Annotated in this window: 20 protein-coding genes and 1 pseudogene; 1 reads left to right on the top strand and 20 read right to left on the bottom strand. The window is 43.2% G+C overall.

Going from position 1 to position 17,182, the window contains the following annotated elements:
- Position 1: 1 nt before the first annotated feature.
- The 11 genes and pseudogenes from CKW02_RS14465 to CKW02_RS14515 form a co-directional block, all read right to left on the bottom strand.
- Complete coding sequence (locus CKW02_RS14465; RefSeq protein ID WP_003213507.1) at positions 2–1,129, bottom strand: hypothetical protein; 1,128 nt, start codon at positions 1,127–1,129, stop codon at positions 2–4.
- Between the two features lie 17 nt (positions 1,130–1,146).
- The gene (locus CKW02_RS14470) at positions 1,147–1,530 is read right to left on the bottom strand and encodes a phage tail-collar fiber domain-containing protein (RefSeq protein WP_003213653.1); all 384 of its coding nucleotides are present in this window, start codon (positions 1,528–1,530) and stop codon (positions 1,147–1,149) included.
- Positions 1,531–2,025: 495 nt separating this feature from the next.
- A pseudogene (locus tag CKW02_RS20655) lies at positions 2,026–2,466 on the bottom strand (YmfQ family protein); the annotation flags it as partial.
- On the bottom strand, positions 2,453–3,499 hold the full coding sequence (locus tag CKW02_RS14480) for a baseplate J/gp47 family protein (RefSeq protein WP_003212987.1): 1,047 nt from the start codon (positions 3,497–3,499) through the stop codon (positions 2,453–2,455). The pseudogene CKW02_RS20655 and the gene CKW02_RS14480, both read right to left, overlap by 14 nt.
- Complete coding sequence (locus CKW02_RS14485) at positions 3,492–3,920, bottom strand: DUF2634 domain-containing protein (RefSeq protein ID WP_003213190.1); 429 nt, start codon at positions 3,918–3,920, stop codon at positions 3,492–3,494. Before CKW02_RS14485 ends, CKW02_RS14480 begins: the two co-directional genes overlap by 8 nt.
- Positions 3,920–4,201, bottom strand: coding sequence for a DUF2577 family protein (locus CKW02_RS14490; RefSeq protein WP_003212795.1), 282 nt, complete (start codon positions 4,199–4,201; stop codon positions 3,920–3,922). Before CKW02_RS14490 ends, CKW02_RS14485 begins: the two co-directional genes overlap by 1 nt.
- The gene (locus CKW02_RS14495) at positions 4,198–5,292 is read right to left on the bottom strand and encodes an XkdQ/YqbQ family protein (RefSeq protein WP_003212996.1); all 1,095 of its coding nucleotides are present in this window, start codon (positions 5,290–5,292) and stop codon (positions 4,198–4,200) included. The genes CKW02_RS14490 and CKW02_RS14495 overlap by 4 nt, the downstream gene beginning before the upstream one ends.
- Before the next feature lie 11 nt (positions 5,293–5,303).
- Positions 5,304–5,966, bottom strand: a complete 663-nt coding sequence (locus CKW02_RS14500) for a LysM peptidoglycan-binding domain-containing protein (protein WP_003212722.1) — start codon at positions 5,964–5,966, stop codon at positions 5,304–5,306.
- Complete coding sequence (locus CKW02_RS14505) at positions 5,959–10,935, bottom strand: transglycosylase SLT domain-containing protein (RefSeq protein WP_034620075.1); 4,977 nt, start codon at positions 10,933–10,935, stop codon at positions 5,959–5,961. The genes CKW02_RS14500 and CKW02_RS14505 overlap by 8 nt, the downstream gene beginning before the upstream one ends.
- Before the next feature lie 3 nt (positions 10,936–10,938).
- Positions 10,939–11,085, bottom strand: a complete 147-nt coding sequence (locus CKW02_RS14510) for a hypothetical protein (protein ID WP_095117862.1) — start codon at positions 11,083–11,085, stop codon at positions 10,939–10,941.
- A 29-nt stretch (positions 11,086–11,114) separates the two neighbouring features.
- Positions 11,115–11,564 carry a phage tail assembly chaperone gene (locus CKW02_RS14515; RefSeq protein WP_003212620.1) on the bottom strand — a complete coding sequence of 150 codons (450 nt, stop codon included), beginning with the start codon at positions 11,562–11,564 and terminating at the stop codon, positions 11,115–11,117.
- 185 nt (positions 11,565–11,749) lie between these two features.
- Here CKW02_RS14515 and CKW02_RS20715 point away from each other — a divergent pair, with 185 nt between their 5' ends.
- Positions 11,750–11,806 (top strand): putative holin-like toxin, encoded by a 57-nt coding sequence (locus CKW02_RS20715; protein WP_350223447.1) that lies wholly within the window; start codon positions 11,750–11,752, stop codon positions 11,804–11,806.
- Positions 11,807–12,118: 312 nt separating this feature from the next.
- Here CKW02_RS20715 and CKW02_RS14525 read toward each other — a convergent pair whose 3' ends face one another.
- From CKW02_RS14525 to CKW02_RS14565, 9 genes are read right to left on the bottom strand one after another with little or no spacing between them, the layout of a single operon-like run.
- Positions 12,119–12,562, bottom strand: a complete 444-nt coding sequence (locus tag CKW02_RS14525) for a phage tail tube protein (RefSeq protein ID WP_003212705.1) — start codon at positions 12,560–12,562, stop codon at positions 12,119–12,121.
- 1 nt (position 12,563) lies between these two features.
- Entirely contained in the window at positions 12,564–13,910 is a 1,347-nt protein-coding gene (locus CKW02_RS14530) for a phage tail sheath family protein (protein WP_003213180.1), read from the bottom strand.
- 2 nt (positions 13,911–13,912) lie between these two features.
- Entirely contained in the window at positions 13,913–14,137 is a 225-nt protein-coding gene (locus CKW02_RS14535) for a YqzN/YkzM domain-containing protein (RefSeq protein WP_003213528.1), read from the bottom strand.
- A complete protein-coding gene (locus CKW02_RS14540) occupies positions 14,118–14,579 on the bottom strand; it encodes a phage tail terminator family protein (RefSeq protein WP_003213063.1) in 462 nt (153 codons plus the stop codon). Before CKW02_RS14540 ends, CKW02_RS14535 begins: the two co-directional genes overlap by 20 nt.
- Before the next feature lie 4 nt (positions 14,580–14,583).
- Positions 14,584–15,090, bottom strand: coding sequence for an HK97 gp10 family phage protein (locus CKW02_RS14545; RefSeq protein WP_003212650.1), 507 nt, complete (start codon positions 15,088–15,090; stop codon positions 14,584–14,586).
- Positions 15,087–15,443, bottom strand: coding sequence for a DUF3599 family protein (locus CKW02_RS14550; protein WP_003213352.1), 357 nt, complete (start codon positions 15,441–15,443; stop codon positions 15,087–15,089). The genes CKW02_RS14545 and CKW02_RS14550 overlap by 4 nt, the downstream gene beginning before the upstream one ends.
- On the bottom strand, positions 15,440–15,832 hold the full coding sequence (yqbG, locus tag CKW02_RS14555) for a protein YqbG (protein ID WP_003212914.1): 393 nt from the start codon (positions 15,830–15,832) through the stop codon (positions 15,440–15,442). Before yqbG ends, CKW02_RS14550 begins: the two co-directional genes overlap by 4 nt.
- Before the next feature lie 5 nt (positions 15,833–15,837).
- Positions 15,838–16,224 (bottom strand): YqbF domain-containing protein, encoded by a 387-nt coding sequence (locus CKW02_RS14560; protein ID WP_003213658.1) that lies wholly within the window; start codon positions 16,222–16,224, stop codon positions 15,838–15,840.
- Positions 16,225–16,229: 5 nt separating this feature from the next.
- On the bottom strand, positions 16,230–17,159 hold the full coding sequence (locus tag CKW02_RS14565; RefSeq protein ID WP_003213479.1) for a phage major capsid protein: 930 nt from the start codon (positions 17,157–17,159) through the stop codon (positions 16,230–16,232).
- Between the last annotated feature and the right edge of the window lie 23 nt (positions 17,160–17,182).

Below are 17,182 nucleotides of genomic sequence, written 5' to 3' on the forward strand. Positions count from 1 at the left end.
ATCACTCCTTTGCTTTAAACATGCAATTCACCACGATGAAGTCTTTATTACTCGTGGTATCTTGTATACAAAATCGGCCATCTGTTGCGATATACTGCCTACTAAACTGCGGCCCTTTAAATCCTCCTGTACTAGAAGCAATACCAACATTATAAAGAGGAAAAGGCGGCTCACATCCCTCTGGTAACGTAAACGCAGGGACTTCTCCCAATGTGCCACCTGCGATGGCTCCTGTAACATGCACTATGCCTAAAGCGTCTTTTGCTACTCGTACCCGATAATCATTATTGACCTCAGATTTATAAGTTTTCCACCCGTTCCTTATCGTGGGAAACTTCCAATTGAGTTTTGCGTCAGAATCAGTGATCATCCGTTTCCACCCTTTAAATTCCCCACCTGTATGAACGGTTCCGAACCAGTACAGATTGTCAAAACTTCTACATAAACGAATGTCTTTTCTTGTGTCGATCCCCTCAACGTCAATATTAAAGAACGATGAATCGTTTGTGGTCGGTTTGTTTGTAAGGTATTGACCTGCTGCAGAATAACGGCCAGGGGGTAAAGATAAAATATCCGTTCCATCTAGCACAGTTGGGAGCGGTTTACGATCACCTGAATCTTGAGTGATTTTGTACAATTGACCATTATTCCATTTATTCTTTTCGGCAGCTGACGGCAGCTGCGTCCAAGTGATAGATATATGGCTAGAATTATAATAAAAGTAATATGCATTGCCTGAAGTGTCTACCGCAAATCCCGTTCCGATGTTGTTTTGTCCCACAGTTTGAATTCCTCTTAAATAGGCGTTACTAGGTGCAGGGGAATCCTCTACACCTGGGGATGCAATGAAAGTACAGGTTCCCTTGTCTTTGATCGCATCATAAATATTTTTGTCAGCTGGGACAGAGATCAAGTATTTGCCATCATCAGCTGTGATTTTATATAGCTGCGATTCATCCCATTTCTTCTTCTCTTCTTCAGATGCATGTGGCTGAGTATCGCCAATATGTTCAATGATCTGATCTAACAGTCCAGTATCATTTTCAAGTAATACCTTCACCATGTCATTGAACAGATCCGCATGAGCTTTGTCACTTGTTTCGAACACTTTAGGAGATTTAATGTCCATCAATGATCGCTCCTTTCTTAATAGATGTCATCAATCTCAAAGATGAATTCAATGTCACCATCTTTTTGCTTGTCTGTCATGGTGCGGATGGCGGTGAATTTGCCGTCTTCGTCGACAAGAGCCAATTCATTAATGACTTCCCCAGCAAGCTCCCCTTCAGCGATGGTGCATGTATACCGGATTTTCGCCGGCTCCATAAACTCATATGAATCAATGTCCTTTTGAACAAGTTCCTTTTTGAGTTCTTGTTCAGTGCCGTCTAGTGAGATCGGTTTCCCATCCTTCGTCCCACCCTTTCCGAAAGCCATCTTGACCACTTTCGTAAGCCTTGTTCCCTCCGCTCTAGCCTTCGCCATTTGTTGGCGAGCATAAAGCGTTGTAACGGTTAATTGATCAGCCATTATGATCCTCCTTTATAAATCTATTTGATTGGACGTGGCAGCTAGATATTTTGAACCGTCTAGCGGTACTGATCCATCAAGCGTCCAATATTTCTGCTTAATGATTACACTTCCGCTTTGCTCATTTGATACATGAGCAGCCATGCGGAATGTTACTTTCCTTTTTTCTTTATTTACGTGTTTGAAACGAGAACGAAGTGTAAGAGCTGCTTGTTGATCCGTTTCATTTCTGGCTCCTACTATGACATATCTTGTACGTCCAAGAACTTTCATTTCTTTTTTTAGTTTCATGGCCAATTTTAAAGACTGCCTAAATCGAACAGGGATGTCAGTTGAATTGCGCGATCCACTAAGATAAAACGTACCATTTAGTAAAAATTCACCATTGAGTAAAATGGGAATGTGATCAAAAAAGCCCACTCTGCTGCGCAGTGTGAGCCGGTTATGATAATCTTTGATTTCTTGAACATCAGTATGATGAACGCTTGTGAATTTGTAAGCCAAGTGTGCAGGCTTTAAGTTTTCAAGCGTCTCCACAATGTATCTGGTGTTCTGCAGGTCATCCAGGTTCACCCGTAAAGAGAAATGATAGCGGCCTGTCGTTAGACGAACCACTGCGCTAGGATTCTTCAGGAAGCGGTTGACTGCCCTCTCTAAAGAAGCATAAGTGATCGGTGGAATGTTGGACATGAGATTCAAAATACGTGCCCTGCGCAGCTCAATAGAATCACCTGATTCACGCTGCACCTTCAGCATTCTTTCCCATCGATTCAGCCCCCACGTGGCAGTGAGCGGAAACAGTTGATCAGTCATATCAAAAATAGAATCATCTAGCCTTTCCATCTCAGGAGCCTCTGATTTCATTAATTCATCAAATTCAGTGATCTCCGTTAGATAGGCAGGGAGATAAGACTCCATTTCATCAATCTTGCTCAATAACGTTCACCTGCCCTAGACGCGGAATCTCAATGTCTTGAAGCGGTAGGTTCTTTGCCTCACCGTTGATCAATACATCCGCATAATCAGACACACTATCCGCATGATACAAAATGTCATTAATTGCTGACATTCTGATCACATTTTCTTCAAAGGCAAGTGATTTTAGAAGCGCTTTGACCTTCTCTTCAATTTCCTCTTGTGCATCTTCAATGGAGTAATCCATTTTAAGCTCCACAGATACAGACACCTCAACATCTTTCCACTTGGCGCTTTCGACCGTCGCTTTTGAACCGATTGGCGCTTGGCCTTCCCCTTCCCCTGGAACCGGATCAATGTATTCTTGCACCTTATTGACGAGCAGATCCGTCGCAACATCAAAATTACCATCTGTGATGACAACTTTCACTGTACCTTCACCATTCCAAAGCGGGAACACCTTCGCCCTGCCAACTCCTTCAACTTCTTCAGCCCACTTTTTATAATGGGCTTTGTTGGCACTGACAGCCTCCCGCCTTGCCCTCATCAAGTAACGCTCATAAAGAGCTTCATCGTCTTCTTCTTCTTGACCAGGTATTTTCAGCTCCTCGAAAATGACTGATTCTAAACCTGGTATGTTATCGAGCGATAGGAGCGGCAGTTCTGCAAAATTCCCATTACCTACAGCACCAGTCGTTTCACACTTCAGCGTGCCGTCAGATTGATACTGGAAGTACAGATTGTCGATATAGAATCTTGATCCTGTTGGTATTCTGATACCTTCAGGTGAGACTTCAACGGACCATACAGCACTTGTGGCCGCTTTACGAGTGATTCCCACTTCAGCAGCTCGTCTATCTAAAAATTCTCCCTGCGCTGTATCCGCAAAGACAAGATCGAATACCTGATCTAGCCATATATAAGATTGAGCAAGTTCCGCAGCTGCAGGAGCCAACGCATTCCATATCACGCTGTTTTCACGTTTATCAATATCATCGGGTATTCGTTCCAACATGCGTTCCATGATGGCTTCATAAGACTGATCTTCAAACATCTTCGCCAATCACCTCCTCAATCTCCAAGGTCCCTTCATCTGTCACCACGTTAAAGAGCACTTTAAAGGTTGCCCCTTCTTTAGTGATATCAAAATCTTGCACACTTTCAATTCTTTCATCCACTAAAAGAGCCTCTTCAATGAGCCGCGGGATCTCCATCTCCTTGTATTCGTCTGTTGATTCTTCATCAGATACAGCTTCTTGTACTTCACATCCTACGTCATGGCTATAAACGGCATGTGAATATCGTTCTGTTCGCAAAGCCATATAGACGAATTGGCGAATGGCATCGAGACCATTAATCTTTTCATTGGTTAGTCGGCCAGATGTGAAGTCAATTCGATAGGTGGTCGAAGGTTCAACAATATCCTCTTCGTCCTCATCCAAATCCTCAATCTCTTCTTCAGGTGAAAGAGCCATTATGAACCACCTCCTACTACTTTATCTAAGATGTAAAACGTTTGGCCGCCTGTCATCGCAAGGACCATGACACTATCGCCTTCTTCTAGCTCATCATCTTCTCCCTCGTCTAAGCGGGCTGGCCAGATAAGAAGTTCTTCAGGAATGATGAGTTTATCATTCTCATTGAGTCGAACACTAAGAGGGGAAACAGACACCACATCACCAAGTATCAAGTCAGTTGGCGATTGTGCATCCACAGCATCGACAGCCAATCGCTTAATTGCCTCGCTTAGTTTCATGTCTGGTTCCCCGTTGGGATCGTATTCTTTTCAACGACATCAATCGTCATGGTGTGTTTGGTTCCTTTGAATTCGTGACTATCTTGATCGATCCAGTACGTTTTTTTGATACCGATATCAGGAATGATGATGCGTATTGGCATGCCGCTTTGTAATCCAGGAATACCTAGAGCTTGGATGCTTTTCAGCTCTTTTTTTACGCCTTTCTTTTGAGCGAGTCGGACATCCGCTCTCTTTTGTAGCTGTGCTTGGTTGATTTCTCCTGACACTCTTTCAACGTGCTGCAGGATGCCGTATTTGCTTCTTGCTGACCTATCATTTGCCACAGCCAGCATTTCAATTTCTTTCTTTTGCGTGACCATCTTTGGCTTCTTTGGCTTTGTTGGTTTGGTCGTTTTCTTTTCTTTGTCAGTAGTCTTAGATTTCTTTTTTTCCTTCTTCAGCACCTTAATTTTATCCACGTGTGTTGCTCTCATCTTCACACGTGTGGCCGTTTCCTCAATCGAGGTGCTGTACTGATAATCAATGAGATTCACGCCTGATTCAATTACCCATACTTCGGACGGATCAGGCCATGCTCTAAGCCCCATCTTTCCTTTAGCAGAATAGATTTGATAGTTACGCCCTGTTTGCTTCTTTGTTTCTTTCAACGCCTGCAGGATGATGTCATAAAGGCTTGTATCGTTTTTGAATACAATTGATTTAATGACATGGCCAGTGTTAGCAATCGACGTCATCGGGATCTGAAAATCTTGACCAAGCCGCTTCATTATTTGATCAGCCCGTTTGTTTGCAAAGACATAGACATCCTGGTTCTTCACCAAATACTGAAGCATGTCATAAGCAGTAAAAGTGAGCTTTTCATCTTTGGGCGTTCTTGCAAAGACTGTACCTCGAAAGAGTTCTTTTCCTTTCCACTTGAAAAGAACCGTGTCACCCTCTTTGATGCTGTAATATTTTTGTGAACCCTGTTTAGTCACGATCGTTGCTTGTATTGAGCGGGGGGCCTGATACCTTTGCCCCCGAAGTGTCACACTTTCTGTCACAAGCTCGTACATGGTGCCGCTTCTGATGGCAAAAAGCTCAATCAATGTCAGCCCCCCTATTGTGGTATTTTTAATTTTTGACCAGGGAAAATCCAATGCCCTGGTTGTCTAATATTGCGCCTACTTCGTTTGATCATCGCGGCTTTATTCGCATTCCAAATGCGGCGCCACTTTGTGCTGTCACCATAGAAACGACCAGAAATATCCCACAAGGTATCCCCCTTTTTAACGGTGTACACTTTTGGTGTGCCTTTTGAGCTGCGCTTTTTGCTGCTCTTTTTGGCTTTTCGTTTGATTTTTCTAGGTGATGCCGTTTTGTATTCTTTCAGCTGCAACGTGAATTCACGATCGCCAATATCGTAAGTACCTTCGCTATGGTTAAAACTCTCTACGCTGCATTGCATATTTATTTTTGTTCCTGTAACAATAAAGCGTACAGGCTTTTTTGACTTCATGAACCTCTCTATTTTGGCGATCGCATTCTCTGGTGATGGAATGCTTTTATATTCAGCGATAGGTGTATACTTCTTTGGAAAAAAGGCTGTAAATGAAATTTGACGAGCTCCTGGTACATCCAAGAATGTGAGCTCGCCAAATTTTGATACTTTGATAGATTCATTTTGTACGTTGTTATTGAGTTCTAATTTTTCAGGAAGAACAGGGAATCGCAGTTTGTCCTTCCCTTGAGAAATCCACAATTGATATTTTGATTTAGCCATCAATCACGACTCCCTTCGTTCCTGTGTTGATTTCATTTTCTAATTCATCAACCAACATCTGTTTGATCTTTTCAACAAGTGAATTTTCATCTTGACCATTATGATAATGCTGCTCACCATTAAAATTAATGATGACCTGTTTTGATCCACCAGAAGCAGACGGTGCACTTGCTGTGCCAGCTGTTACTGTTTGCACCTGACCTTGTGAAAGCTCAGATGATGCAGCGTTGGCCGGATCATATACGTCCATTCCTAAAGCCTGTGCAGCTTGAGCCAACAAGTAGCGACCACGTATGCCACGCTCTTCAGGAATAATCCATTCACGCTTGTTTCCTTCACCAACTCTAGCTATCTGTTCCTGAGTAATCAGTCCACCATTTGCATACCCCTTATATGGTCCACCGTTTCTGATACTTCGTAATCCCGGCGTGTTGAAGACTGATCCATATCTTCCCTTAATGTAGTTAATGGCCGCAACAGCATTATGAATTGGGTTCCAAATGTCATTCATACCCTTGCCTTTATTAGAGTTAAATGTCGGCCCAATGGTTTGCATTAAGCCTTTAGATGGTGTTCCCTTTTTGGCGTTGGAATCCCATAAGTTGATCGCTCTCGGATTTCCATTTGATTCGTGCTGAGCGATTGTCATCAGACCTGGAAGCCAGCTCATCGATGTGCCAGTTGCCATCAGAGCTGCCATGAGCCATTGCTGAACACTAAGACCTGAAGCCCCCATACCGCTAAACGCTCCGATTAATGAACCGGCTTGATTCTCTGCGAATTTCTTCACGTCAACCGAATCAAGACCTTTGACGACACCGATCGATGCGAATTTCCCAAGACTCATCATGACACGTGAAGGAGAATGAATGTCTAATTCTTCGCGGAAGGCTTGTTCGACTTTCTTGGCCATGTCCTTTGCCGCTTGTATCACTTCGCTTCCTTTGGACCTCATGCCACTGTTAAATGCATCAATTAGTCCAGCTCCCCAGGTAGGTGACTCTTGGCGAGCGGATAAGAAAGGTTGCCTTACATTTTGATCTAAGAATTGACCTGTGCCAGTTGGTGTCATGTTTTGACCTGCAGCAAAGCCAGTGACAGTTTGCACACCATAAAGCGGTGTTGATGCTTGAATTTGAGTAAATGGTTGCGTGATATTAGCTTGTTTCCATTGCTCCATTGAGATGACTTTATTATTTAGTCCCTTCTCGAATTCAGACGTGAACTGTTCCCCGTATTTTGATGCGTTGTCCGCGGCTCCAATTGATACCGATCCACTTGCAGAAGTGGAAACTGATGAGGCAGCAGCCGGTCTCATAGGAGAAGATGAACCAGCTTGAGAAATTGGTGAAGCACCGTTTGGCATAACAGACATACCAAGATGTGAAGCAGCTTGTGCAAGCAGCATTTTCCCTCGGCCTTTGTTATTTTCAGTCGGGATGACAAACTCCTTGCCAGCTTCTCCTATCCATGAAAGAGTTGGCTTTGTAATATAGCCGCCGGTGGCTTTCTTATCTGGCTTTTTCCCCTTAGTAGGGACTTTTTTCATACCTGTTTTTTCTTCACCTATTCCTTCAAAGAATTTAAATCCTTTTCCAGTAATCTCTTTTGCTTTATCAACCACTTTACCAACTAAACCGAAAAAACCATTCCATATTTCTGTTAGTTTTTCTGCATGTCTTTTCAATGGTTGAAATACTTTCTCATCAAACCATCCACTCACTACTTTCCAAATACCTTTGATGATTCTCCATGCATCCTGAAATTTTTCCCACACGAATTCAATCGCTGGCTCTGCATACTTTTTATATGGCTGCCATACATACTCATCAAACCATTTTGCGAGCACCACCCATGATGATTTAATCCAGTTCCATGTGCTTTTAAATAGGTTCCAGATAAACATGATAGCTGGCAATCCAACATTGATGAAAGGCTGCCATACGAAGGTATCAAACCATACCGCAAATGTACCCCAGACAAACTGAATCCAATTCCAGAACTCGGTTAGTTTATTCCACACCCATACGATGGCTTCAATTGCCACTGATCCAAATGGTTCCCATACATAAGTCATGAACCATGCTGAGAAAACGGACCAGGTGATTTGTATCCATTCCCATAATTCGGTGATCTTGTTCCACACAAGAGTAATAGCAGCAACCGCAACTTGTCCATACGGAGTCCATACATTGTCCATGAACCATGTTGATGCAGCTCCCCATACGGAACTAATCACTTCCCACGCAACGACAAAAACACCAACTACAAAGTTGATGATTGGTACTGCAAAGTTATAAATAGGCAGCCACACGTTATTCATAAACCACGAAGAAAGCTGACCCCATTTCTCTGTGATCCAGGTCCATGTATCTTCGAAGAACGTTGTAATAGGAGTTAGAACATTATCATTGAACCAACCGGAAACGGTGGACCATGTATCTTTAATCCACCGAACTGCATTCTCTGCACCTTTGACAAGCTCATCCCATTTCTTCTTGATGGTACCGTCATCAAACATCTTACCGATCCAGTTACCGAGATCGCCACCGAAGATGCTTCCTAATACCCCGCCGATAACAGTTCCGATACCAGGGGCGATCATTGTTCCGATTGCAGCTCCACCGATACCGCCGCCCAGATTCCCAGCAAAACCACCGATCTTTTCACCTTTATTATCATTGTTGATGCCGATCAGTTCTGTAGCTGCTATAGCTGTCCCGATAATAGGAATACGTTTTCCGATGCTCTTTGCACCTTTACCGACTTTACCCAAGAATCCACCGCCACGACCTTGGTTTGGCGTTGTTGGTTGTACCGGCTCACCTCTATTGATCCAAGGTTGACGATAAACAGGTGGTTGTGGATTCCTCGGTGGTCGCCCTGCTCCTCCAGCTCCGCCAATTACACCACCGCTTGTTCCTGCTCCCATTCCTCCTCTTAAACCTTTGCCCCATTTGTAGACGGCAAAGGCACCTGAAAGGATGGATTTGAGCGGCTTTAGTAAAGTGGCCACTTTTCCGAGGAATGCGAGTGCAAATGCATTGGCAATCAATGCACCAGCAATTGATCCTTCGCCTGTGAGAGCTTTAAAGTTGATCTCACCTATCTTCTTGGTGATACGTATCCCCAATTGCGCCGGATCAAGAGCTTCTAAAAATGATTCAATGAATATCTTTCCTGCCTTTGCCCCAGCGTCCACGAAAGAGTCATCGGTCGATTTATCATCAATTCCAAGCAGACCGTTGATCACACCGTTTATGGTGCCGCCGTAAGTCTTACCGACATTTTCAGCCATCTTAAAAAGACCTGGTTTCCCAGTCTTTTCCCACCACGCTCCAAAAACGTCTTTTGTATTGTCTAAGACGAGCTTCCACCGAGTTTCAAAGTCCATGTTTCTGTATTTTTCTAGCTGTTCAAAGTGTTTCTGCAATTTGGGGTTATCCTTGAATTTCACCTTGAGCTCTTTCATTTGCTTCTTGGAGAGTTTTTCTCCAGGGAACAAAATTTTGAACTGATCACCAATAAATCCGAAAACACTCTTAGTCGGATCAAGGAAGCTGTTAGCAAATTTCTTGCCCGCCTTTTCAGCTTTATTGGAAAGATCGGTTAGCACAAAAGAATATTCCCCACGCCATGTTCTAAAGGCTTCTAGCGCTGGTTGGAACGCAGCTGCAAGTCCTTTACCCCAAGGCATCAAAATAGAGTTGTTGATAAATGATTTTACACCAAGGAACAAGTTAGCAAGGTTATCTGACATTTTGATCATCATGTCATTGTATTGGCCAAATTCTTTTGTTACTTCCGGCCACGTTTTAGAAATGTCTTTACCGCTCTTTGCAAGTTTTTCGAGCTTACCCCTAGCATCACCAGAGATAGCCCCCATTTCTTGTAGTGCGGCTGTTGCACTACCAATAGGACGCCCTGATTTAATGCCATCATATAGACGCCCCATCCATAGAGCCACCTCAGAAAATGGACGTTGAACACCTGCGGCAACATCCCCGACTAGTTTCATACCTTCTGTTGTAGATAAAGCGTTTCCTGTAAACACTTGGAGGACACGACTTGACTCAAAAATCTCATCACGAGTAAATGGCGTTTGACCAGCAAATGTAGTCAGTTCATCCAGACGTGCATCTGCTTTTCCTTTGCTGCCGAGCAGTGTTTCAAATGCTGTGGTCATGTTTTGTCGATCCGCTACCATTTTGAGCGGCACGACAATACCACCTGTTGCACCGGCACCGACTCCAAGCAAACCAAGTGTACTGGTGACGGCTGACACAATCCCCCTCAAAGGTCTTGTGATAAGATCAAGGACTTTGATTGTGGTTGTGTAAGTCCGTCCCAAATGGGTATTTGCAAATGAGACAATCCCACGTGCAGGAGCGGTGAAACGATCGATCGCATTGATCGCCACCCTGTATTCAGTCCCTAACGTGTGCCGAGTATAAGACGCTATACGGCTGACTGTATTACGAACCATATCGACCGCTCTGATTGTATAGCTATATCCACGACCTAGTTGACGAGCTGCATATGATGCTATGCGCCTAATGCTTGCAGATGCCCGATCATATACGGCTATGGTAAATTGCTGAACTTTGCCCAAATTGCGATTGATATAACGACGCAGCCTGACCAGCCCTGGTGTTGCCTGATCTTTAATACGCATCAACACGCTATGAGTACGCGGCATCTTGCGTTGTAAGAAGCCATTGAACTTTCTCAATGCTTTTGTGGCCAGATCATTGACATCCAATGTGAGCTGATAAGTTCGAGCAAGATCACGCAATACGAAACGCTGCACACGTCTTAATGCAATCGTGGCATTGTCTCGGATTCTTAATGTGATGGGCCGCTCTGATCTGCGGCGCAATCTATCAAGTCGTTCTAGGTCCCCTCTGATCAAACGCAATTTACGCGTGATCCGGTCTTGTAATTCAAACCGAGCGGTTAAACGAGCCATGTCTTATCCCCCTTTCTTTGATTCTTTTTCTAACACTTCAAGTTTGTGGGCTATTAACCCAAACAAAAAGGCCTTGAATTGCCTTGGCGCTTCATAGACCTCTAAGAGTTGGGACGGGGAATAATGAAGCTCATGCATACAGTAATACAAATACACAGCTTCTTTGTTCCCGTCCTTTATTAGTTTTTTGCTTCTGTTTCTAAGTCTTCAATTTCATCTTCAAAACCGTTGACCTCAATGGCTTTGTTTAACCAGTTCGCATATTCACCGCCGACAGACAGGACACGTTTTGCGACTTCAACTGGATCTTGTGTGCTGTATGCTTCGCGTAATTCTTTAGACTTAAAGTCAGGATAGATGGTTGATTCAACCGCAATACGTGCATAGAAACGCTGGCTGTCTAAGTCTTTCACACGTCCACGACCTTTGACATTTTTGAACGTTGTGTTTTCTTTCTCCAGTTCATCGATGCGCTCCGTTGTGATTGCTTTGAATACGAATGGAATCACTTTACCTTTTTTATCAACAAAACGCTTAGAAATCGGCACTTTGACTTCTTCCGCATCTGCTGTTTGTCCTGGCATAAAGAATGAAAGATCATATACGTTGTTTGTTTGTTTTTCGCTCATGTTTAAAAACTCCCTTTGATTTGTTTTTTTGAATGCAAAAAAGCACATCCATTTTTTGAATGTGCTTTCCAATCTTTTCATGTATAATAAAACTCGTACAATTGAACGGCTTGCTCAAGGGTGTCTGGCTCATCCCCGATAGGAAGGGGGTGATGCCAATGTCAACATTTGAAGCGATTTCCCTAATGCTTTTATTCGGGATGTTTATCTTTACTTTGTTGACGTATATAGACAAAAAATAGACTCCCCTTGAGCTGTGGTAGGTTGAAGGGAAAGTCTATCCTTAAAACTATCTAATTGATTAGCCAGCCCCTTGAGGGCCTCATTGTACATTGCCGGGATGTTAGCGCATCCTGGCTTCTTTTTATTTTATGCAAATTGCTTTGCATGTAAACATACTTTATCTAAGTAGTTTTGGACTACTCAGTAGCTACTTTGTAACTACAACGTAACTACAATGTAGCTACACTGTAACTACAAAAAGTATACCATATCGATGATGAAATTAAAAACCACATATATTCTAGTCATTCATAATGCCTTTTTTGTGGAAATCAGAATGTTCCCTTCAGTTTCTCAGGAAGATCAAAGTCCTCAAACGTGAAAGGAACCTCTTCTTCAAGTGCTTCCGAATCCACATCAAGACTTGCGATCTTTGCAGAATCAAAGTTCACATCAAACAATGTGACACGCTCGGTGCCGCGGCCGGATGATTTGTCATCCAGTACAGCTTGAATGGTGAAGTATGGGTCTTCCCCTTTCTTCACGTAATTCAACATCAATTGAACGAAACGTGATGTAACTTTATAGAAAGTTGCTGTGCCGGTACCATTCGCACCGGTTGTCTTGTGACCGGTCATACGACGGCCCATGACATTGACCTCTGATTTATTCTTCTCCACGTTTGCTTCAAACGTTTTGATGAACGCCATTTCCTCACCATCGAGGAAAAGACGCCCTTCCTTACCTGAAATGGTATTCTGCGCTTTAAAAGCCATCTTATTTCACCTCTACATTGAAATAGAATTTTTCAGCTGCATCAACTGGTTGAACAGCTAGATCAATCAAGAAACCGTCACGATCTTCATTAAGAGCAATTACAATATCTGTTTCAGAATCAAAACCAGTGATTCCAGATCCGTCTTGGAGCTGCGTGAGATATTGCGTGATGAGTGTTTTCACCAGCTGCAACCCGTCATCAGATGCCGGAATATCGTTCCCATTTGCTTTGCGTAACTTAATCAAATCCTTCAATTCTCTCGTTAGATCGTTGTTGATCGCATCGAGCACTCGAATGATCTTGTTTTTACCGAATGTCTTGTTTTTCTCCGTTGTATAGCTTGTTAGAGAGTTGATGTCCTTCTCAACGCTCACTGAGCGATCACGAGCATCAAACGTGAACAAGAATTCACCTTGTGATAAGCGGTATTCCACTTGATCATTATCAAGACGCTCTAAGGTATCCACAGCCCCTTCATATTCTACAAAGGTTAATGACTGATTGAAGTTTGCACCTGCAGATGCACCAGCAACCCATGCAGTTGCTTTGGCTGGCGTAATCTCTGTGCCGTCTTCTAACAGAACACCGCTTGTGACATTGATAATTCCTTCATGATCAGCTGCGTAGTTAGCCACAACGCCTTGCACCTTACGTCCTTGATCATCACGCAGCCGCTTAATGAAAGCCACAAATGTCGCTTTTAACTGCTCGCTAGTGTTATTAGGCAGCGCGATCACGTCAAAGTATTCTGTTTCAGCTGCTTCAAGAAATGCTGTGTAATCTGCCACGCTTGGCACACCGTTTTTCCCACCGCTTAGTGTTACGCCAGCTGTGATTGTCACTTCACCTTCACCAGAGAACGAAACATATTTATTCTGCTTCAGCTCTTTGACATCAGTGACAATCTGCTTATCAACAATGTCTGTACCAACGTAAGTCACCACGTCACGCTTGGAACTATCCAATACGTTTTCAGTGACTTGGATCGTGACCTCATTCCCTTTCTGTCCACCATAATTAGCAAGAACGTTGAAATTCTCGCTGATCTGAGCCTTTGCTGGCTCACCTTCATTCAGACGGTAAAGCAAGACCGTTTGTGCTTTTTTCTTCGCTTCTCGGAAAAGAAGCAGTGACTTGTCATCGATATTTAATCCGACTTTTTTATTTAAGTCCTCGATGCCTGAGATAGAGATGAACGTCTTAGGCTCTCCCCAGCTCATTGTGATTGGAAGTGCAACGGTGCCACGATTACCTAACGTGATTCGCTGCTGTGCTGTGGTTTTGAAATTGAAGTAGATACCAGGACGTTTTTTCTCTGTACCTGGTGTAAAAGTACCTCCATTCATGCTTAAACCTCCTTAGACAAAAAAGCATCAATCTGCTTCTTTGCTTCTGTTTTTGTAATTGGTCGATCTTTGATATAAAAAAGAGCACCTTCAAGAATTTCAGGCTTTACGCCAAACAATTCCTTGCTGTGCTCTTTCAAGGCTTCAAATGAAAATGCTGCTTCTTTAGGAAGAACCGGAGCGGCTTTCTCTTCTTTCACCTGTGATTCATTTTTCGTCTTGCTCACGTTTGATCACCCCGTCTGAAAAATTTATGTCGTCAAGGCTTGGCTGCGCGTCTCTGTTGTACCAATAGGCACTATCCCATGTGAGGACAATCGTTGCCACACCTTGATCAGCAATTCTTGTTTCTGCCCTCTTAATGCGAACATATTGATCGAGCAGTTCACCTTCCTCACTGACCATTTGAATGATGTTTCGATCAGCTGATAAGGCATCAACGATGGTTTCTGCTGCATCATTAGCCTGTCCAGAGTCCTTGTGAAACACTTTAATATGCAGCGTGTATGTTTTGAGGAACGTTGAAACAGTATCGTTTTTAGTGTTTGTCCATGCTGCAGGAAAGTACATGGATGGGATCTGAAACTGTTCAGGAATCTCTTTTTCATATACTTTCACCGGAAACCGCTTGTAACAATAATTCATGATGGCGCCGACTTCTTGATTCATCTAATCACCGCCCAAATTGTTCATCGATCCATTGCTGCAGCTTGCGGTCCAATGATTGTTCAAACATCTGTTCAAAGATGGATATTGCGTTATCCCAATAGCCGCTCCCCTCAACCCATTGAAATTTCAGGAGCATCCCTGTTTCGGCATTTGGGTCATATTCAAAACGATCACCAACCCATCTGCCAGGAACCCATCGTCTATCCTGATTTTTACTAGGATCAATGGTAAAGTGTCCATCGTTTGTGTAAGATGCATATTCCAAGTTGGTCCCAACATCCAACGTTAGACCGCCACTGCTCATCGAAAAGACGTTTTCTCGATCGCCTTTCTGAAAAGAGTTAAGCAAGCGACGAGCATCCACTGTTTTTGTACGAACGACCTCATCCTGAACAATATCTAGGAACTCATAACCCATTCCTTCAAGCCACTCTTCATATTCTGCTTGCAAGCCACCATTAACAGCTGCATTCAAATCCTCAATAAACTGATCTAAACCATCAATCCTCAAAGGCTTTCACTCCTCATCGCTACCACCTCAATGTGGTGATTTTTGATCTGTCTGGGCTTTTGGAGTTTCAATGTCACGCCTTCCCATACCACTTTGTCATTTACTCGGACATCAGCGGTAATAGGAAAATGAACAAGGTACGATTGATGAATGGTTGCGTTTGGCTCCTGCTGTGTGATGGATTGGTTTTTCTCCGTAAAATAACATGGCTGCGCAACTTGATCAGGCTCATCAGGATATGAAAAGAGCGGCTGCGCATCTTGGACAGGTATTCCATAGCGATCTTTTGACAGCTGCTCTGTTTGCAAGTGATATATATCGCATCGATCCGTTAATAACGATTGATAGCTCATAGCGATCTCAACCTTAATTTGACGCTGCCTGGATCTTCTGGCGGTTCTCCCGGCTCAATGAAATCTATCAACAGGTTATACACATCTGGCTTTGAAACGGCGTTACCATCTGCCAAGGTGTATGAATAGTCACCGATCTTTTCCGACTTGTACCCTTTTATGATTGATTCATCGCCGTTGATCAATGCGAAAAACTGTGCCATTTTAATCAATGCGATCTTCGCCTTTTCAGGAAGCAGCTGATATTTTTCGGCTGTGAAGTCATGACCTACAATCTGAAATACCGCAGCTTCTGCTTCGATAATGTCGCTTGTTAATAATTCTTCGGAGCGGTTTTTCACGCTCTCGAATACGGTATATGCCCTAACATCTTCAGGAGAGATCAGCATCAGCCTTACTCTCCTGTTTTTTCTTGTTGCTGTTGATTTTCAAGGATGAAGGCAATTCTTTCACTTTCATTCTTGAACTCAGACGGATCGCCGCCAAGATCAACAATAACGGCTTCTTGTCCATCTTTCTTCATATCCTTCAATTCAGTTTCAGTGTAGATTTTTTGTTCTTGTTGCGGTTCTTCTTCCTCTTCCACAGGCTTATCATCTTCTTTTGGTTGATCATCCGTTTTTGGATCATCAGCAGGAACATCAAGCTGCTTACAATCAAAAAACTCATTGCCATCGAGATATTGAAACACCTTTTTCTCAATATCTTTCTCCTGATTTAAAAGAAAGACATGACCCATCACAGAGTATGTCTTTCCCTTGATCAAAACCGCTGAGTACATATTGATCACTCCTTGACCTTGATGATCTTAGCAACAGCATCCTCTTCCTCAAATTTGCTGTCGAGCTTCGCAGTCAACACAATGATGAATTTACGTCTACGGATGTCCTTATCAACCTCAATACGAATATTGCGAGAGAAGCCAAGGATGATGTTTTTCGGATGAGTCAATAAGATGTCCGAAACATCTGTGCCGTCCTCTCCCATTTCATATGGCTGCATGTTTGCAATTCCTTTGACCGGCACACCGAATGCAGAAGAAAGTCCACCTTGTACAGCTGCATCCCCTAGATTCGTTTGACGATCCGCTACTTTGTCTTTCCACTCGACTTCTTGTCCTGGAGACGTGTAAAAACGGAACTCTTGCGGAATACGCAAATATTTAGATGGAACAGCTTTGTATCCTTGTTTGAATACTTGGCGAGTAAGTGGTTCACCGGCAACATCTACAATATGAGATTCCGCTTGCTTACGAATACCATCAAGTTGCGCTAGGTATGCATCACTAGATTTCGTATCACCATTCAAAATCAATTCTTCAATATCAACGGCTGCACGCTCAGCGAGCATTTGCATGATAGTATTTTGTAAATTATCACCCTCGATGTTATTTTCAAGCGTGTCATATGTGATATTTACTTCAGCGATGACTTCTTTTGCATTAAGTTCCACAGTGCTTGTTGTTGGCGCAGTCTTTTGCTCATTAGTTAAACCTACACCTTCCACACCAGGACGCAGAATGCGCTGACCAAAACCGATTTTTTCAATTTTTTGTGCATCACTATCCATTGGAATGACACGTGCATCTTGTAGCAATGTTGGTGCATTTTGCACCATACGGATGAATGTGCTAGATTGGGTCGGATTCATGAGACCGCCTGTCTTTAAAGTAGCAAGCGTCACTTCCGCTTTGTTAATTACCTCTTGATTTCTCACTCTAGTTCCTCCTTTTTCTCGGC

The sequence above is a fragment of the Bacillus pumilus genome, from assembly GCF_900186955.1.
Lineage (GTDB): Bacteria > Bacillota > Bacilli > Bacillales > Bacillaceae > Bacillus > Bacillus pumilus.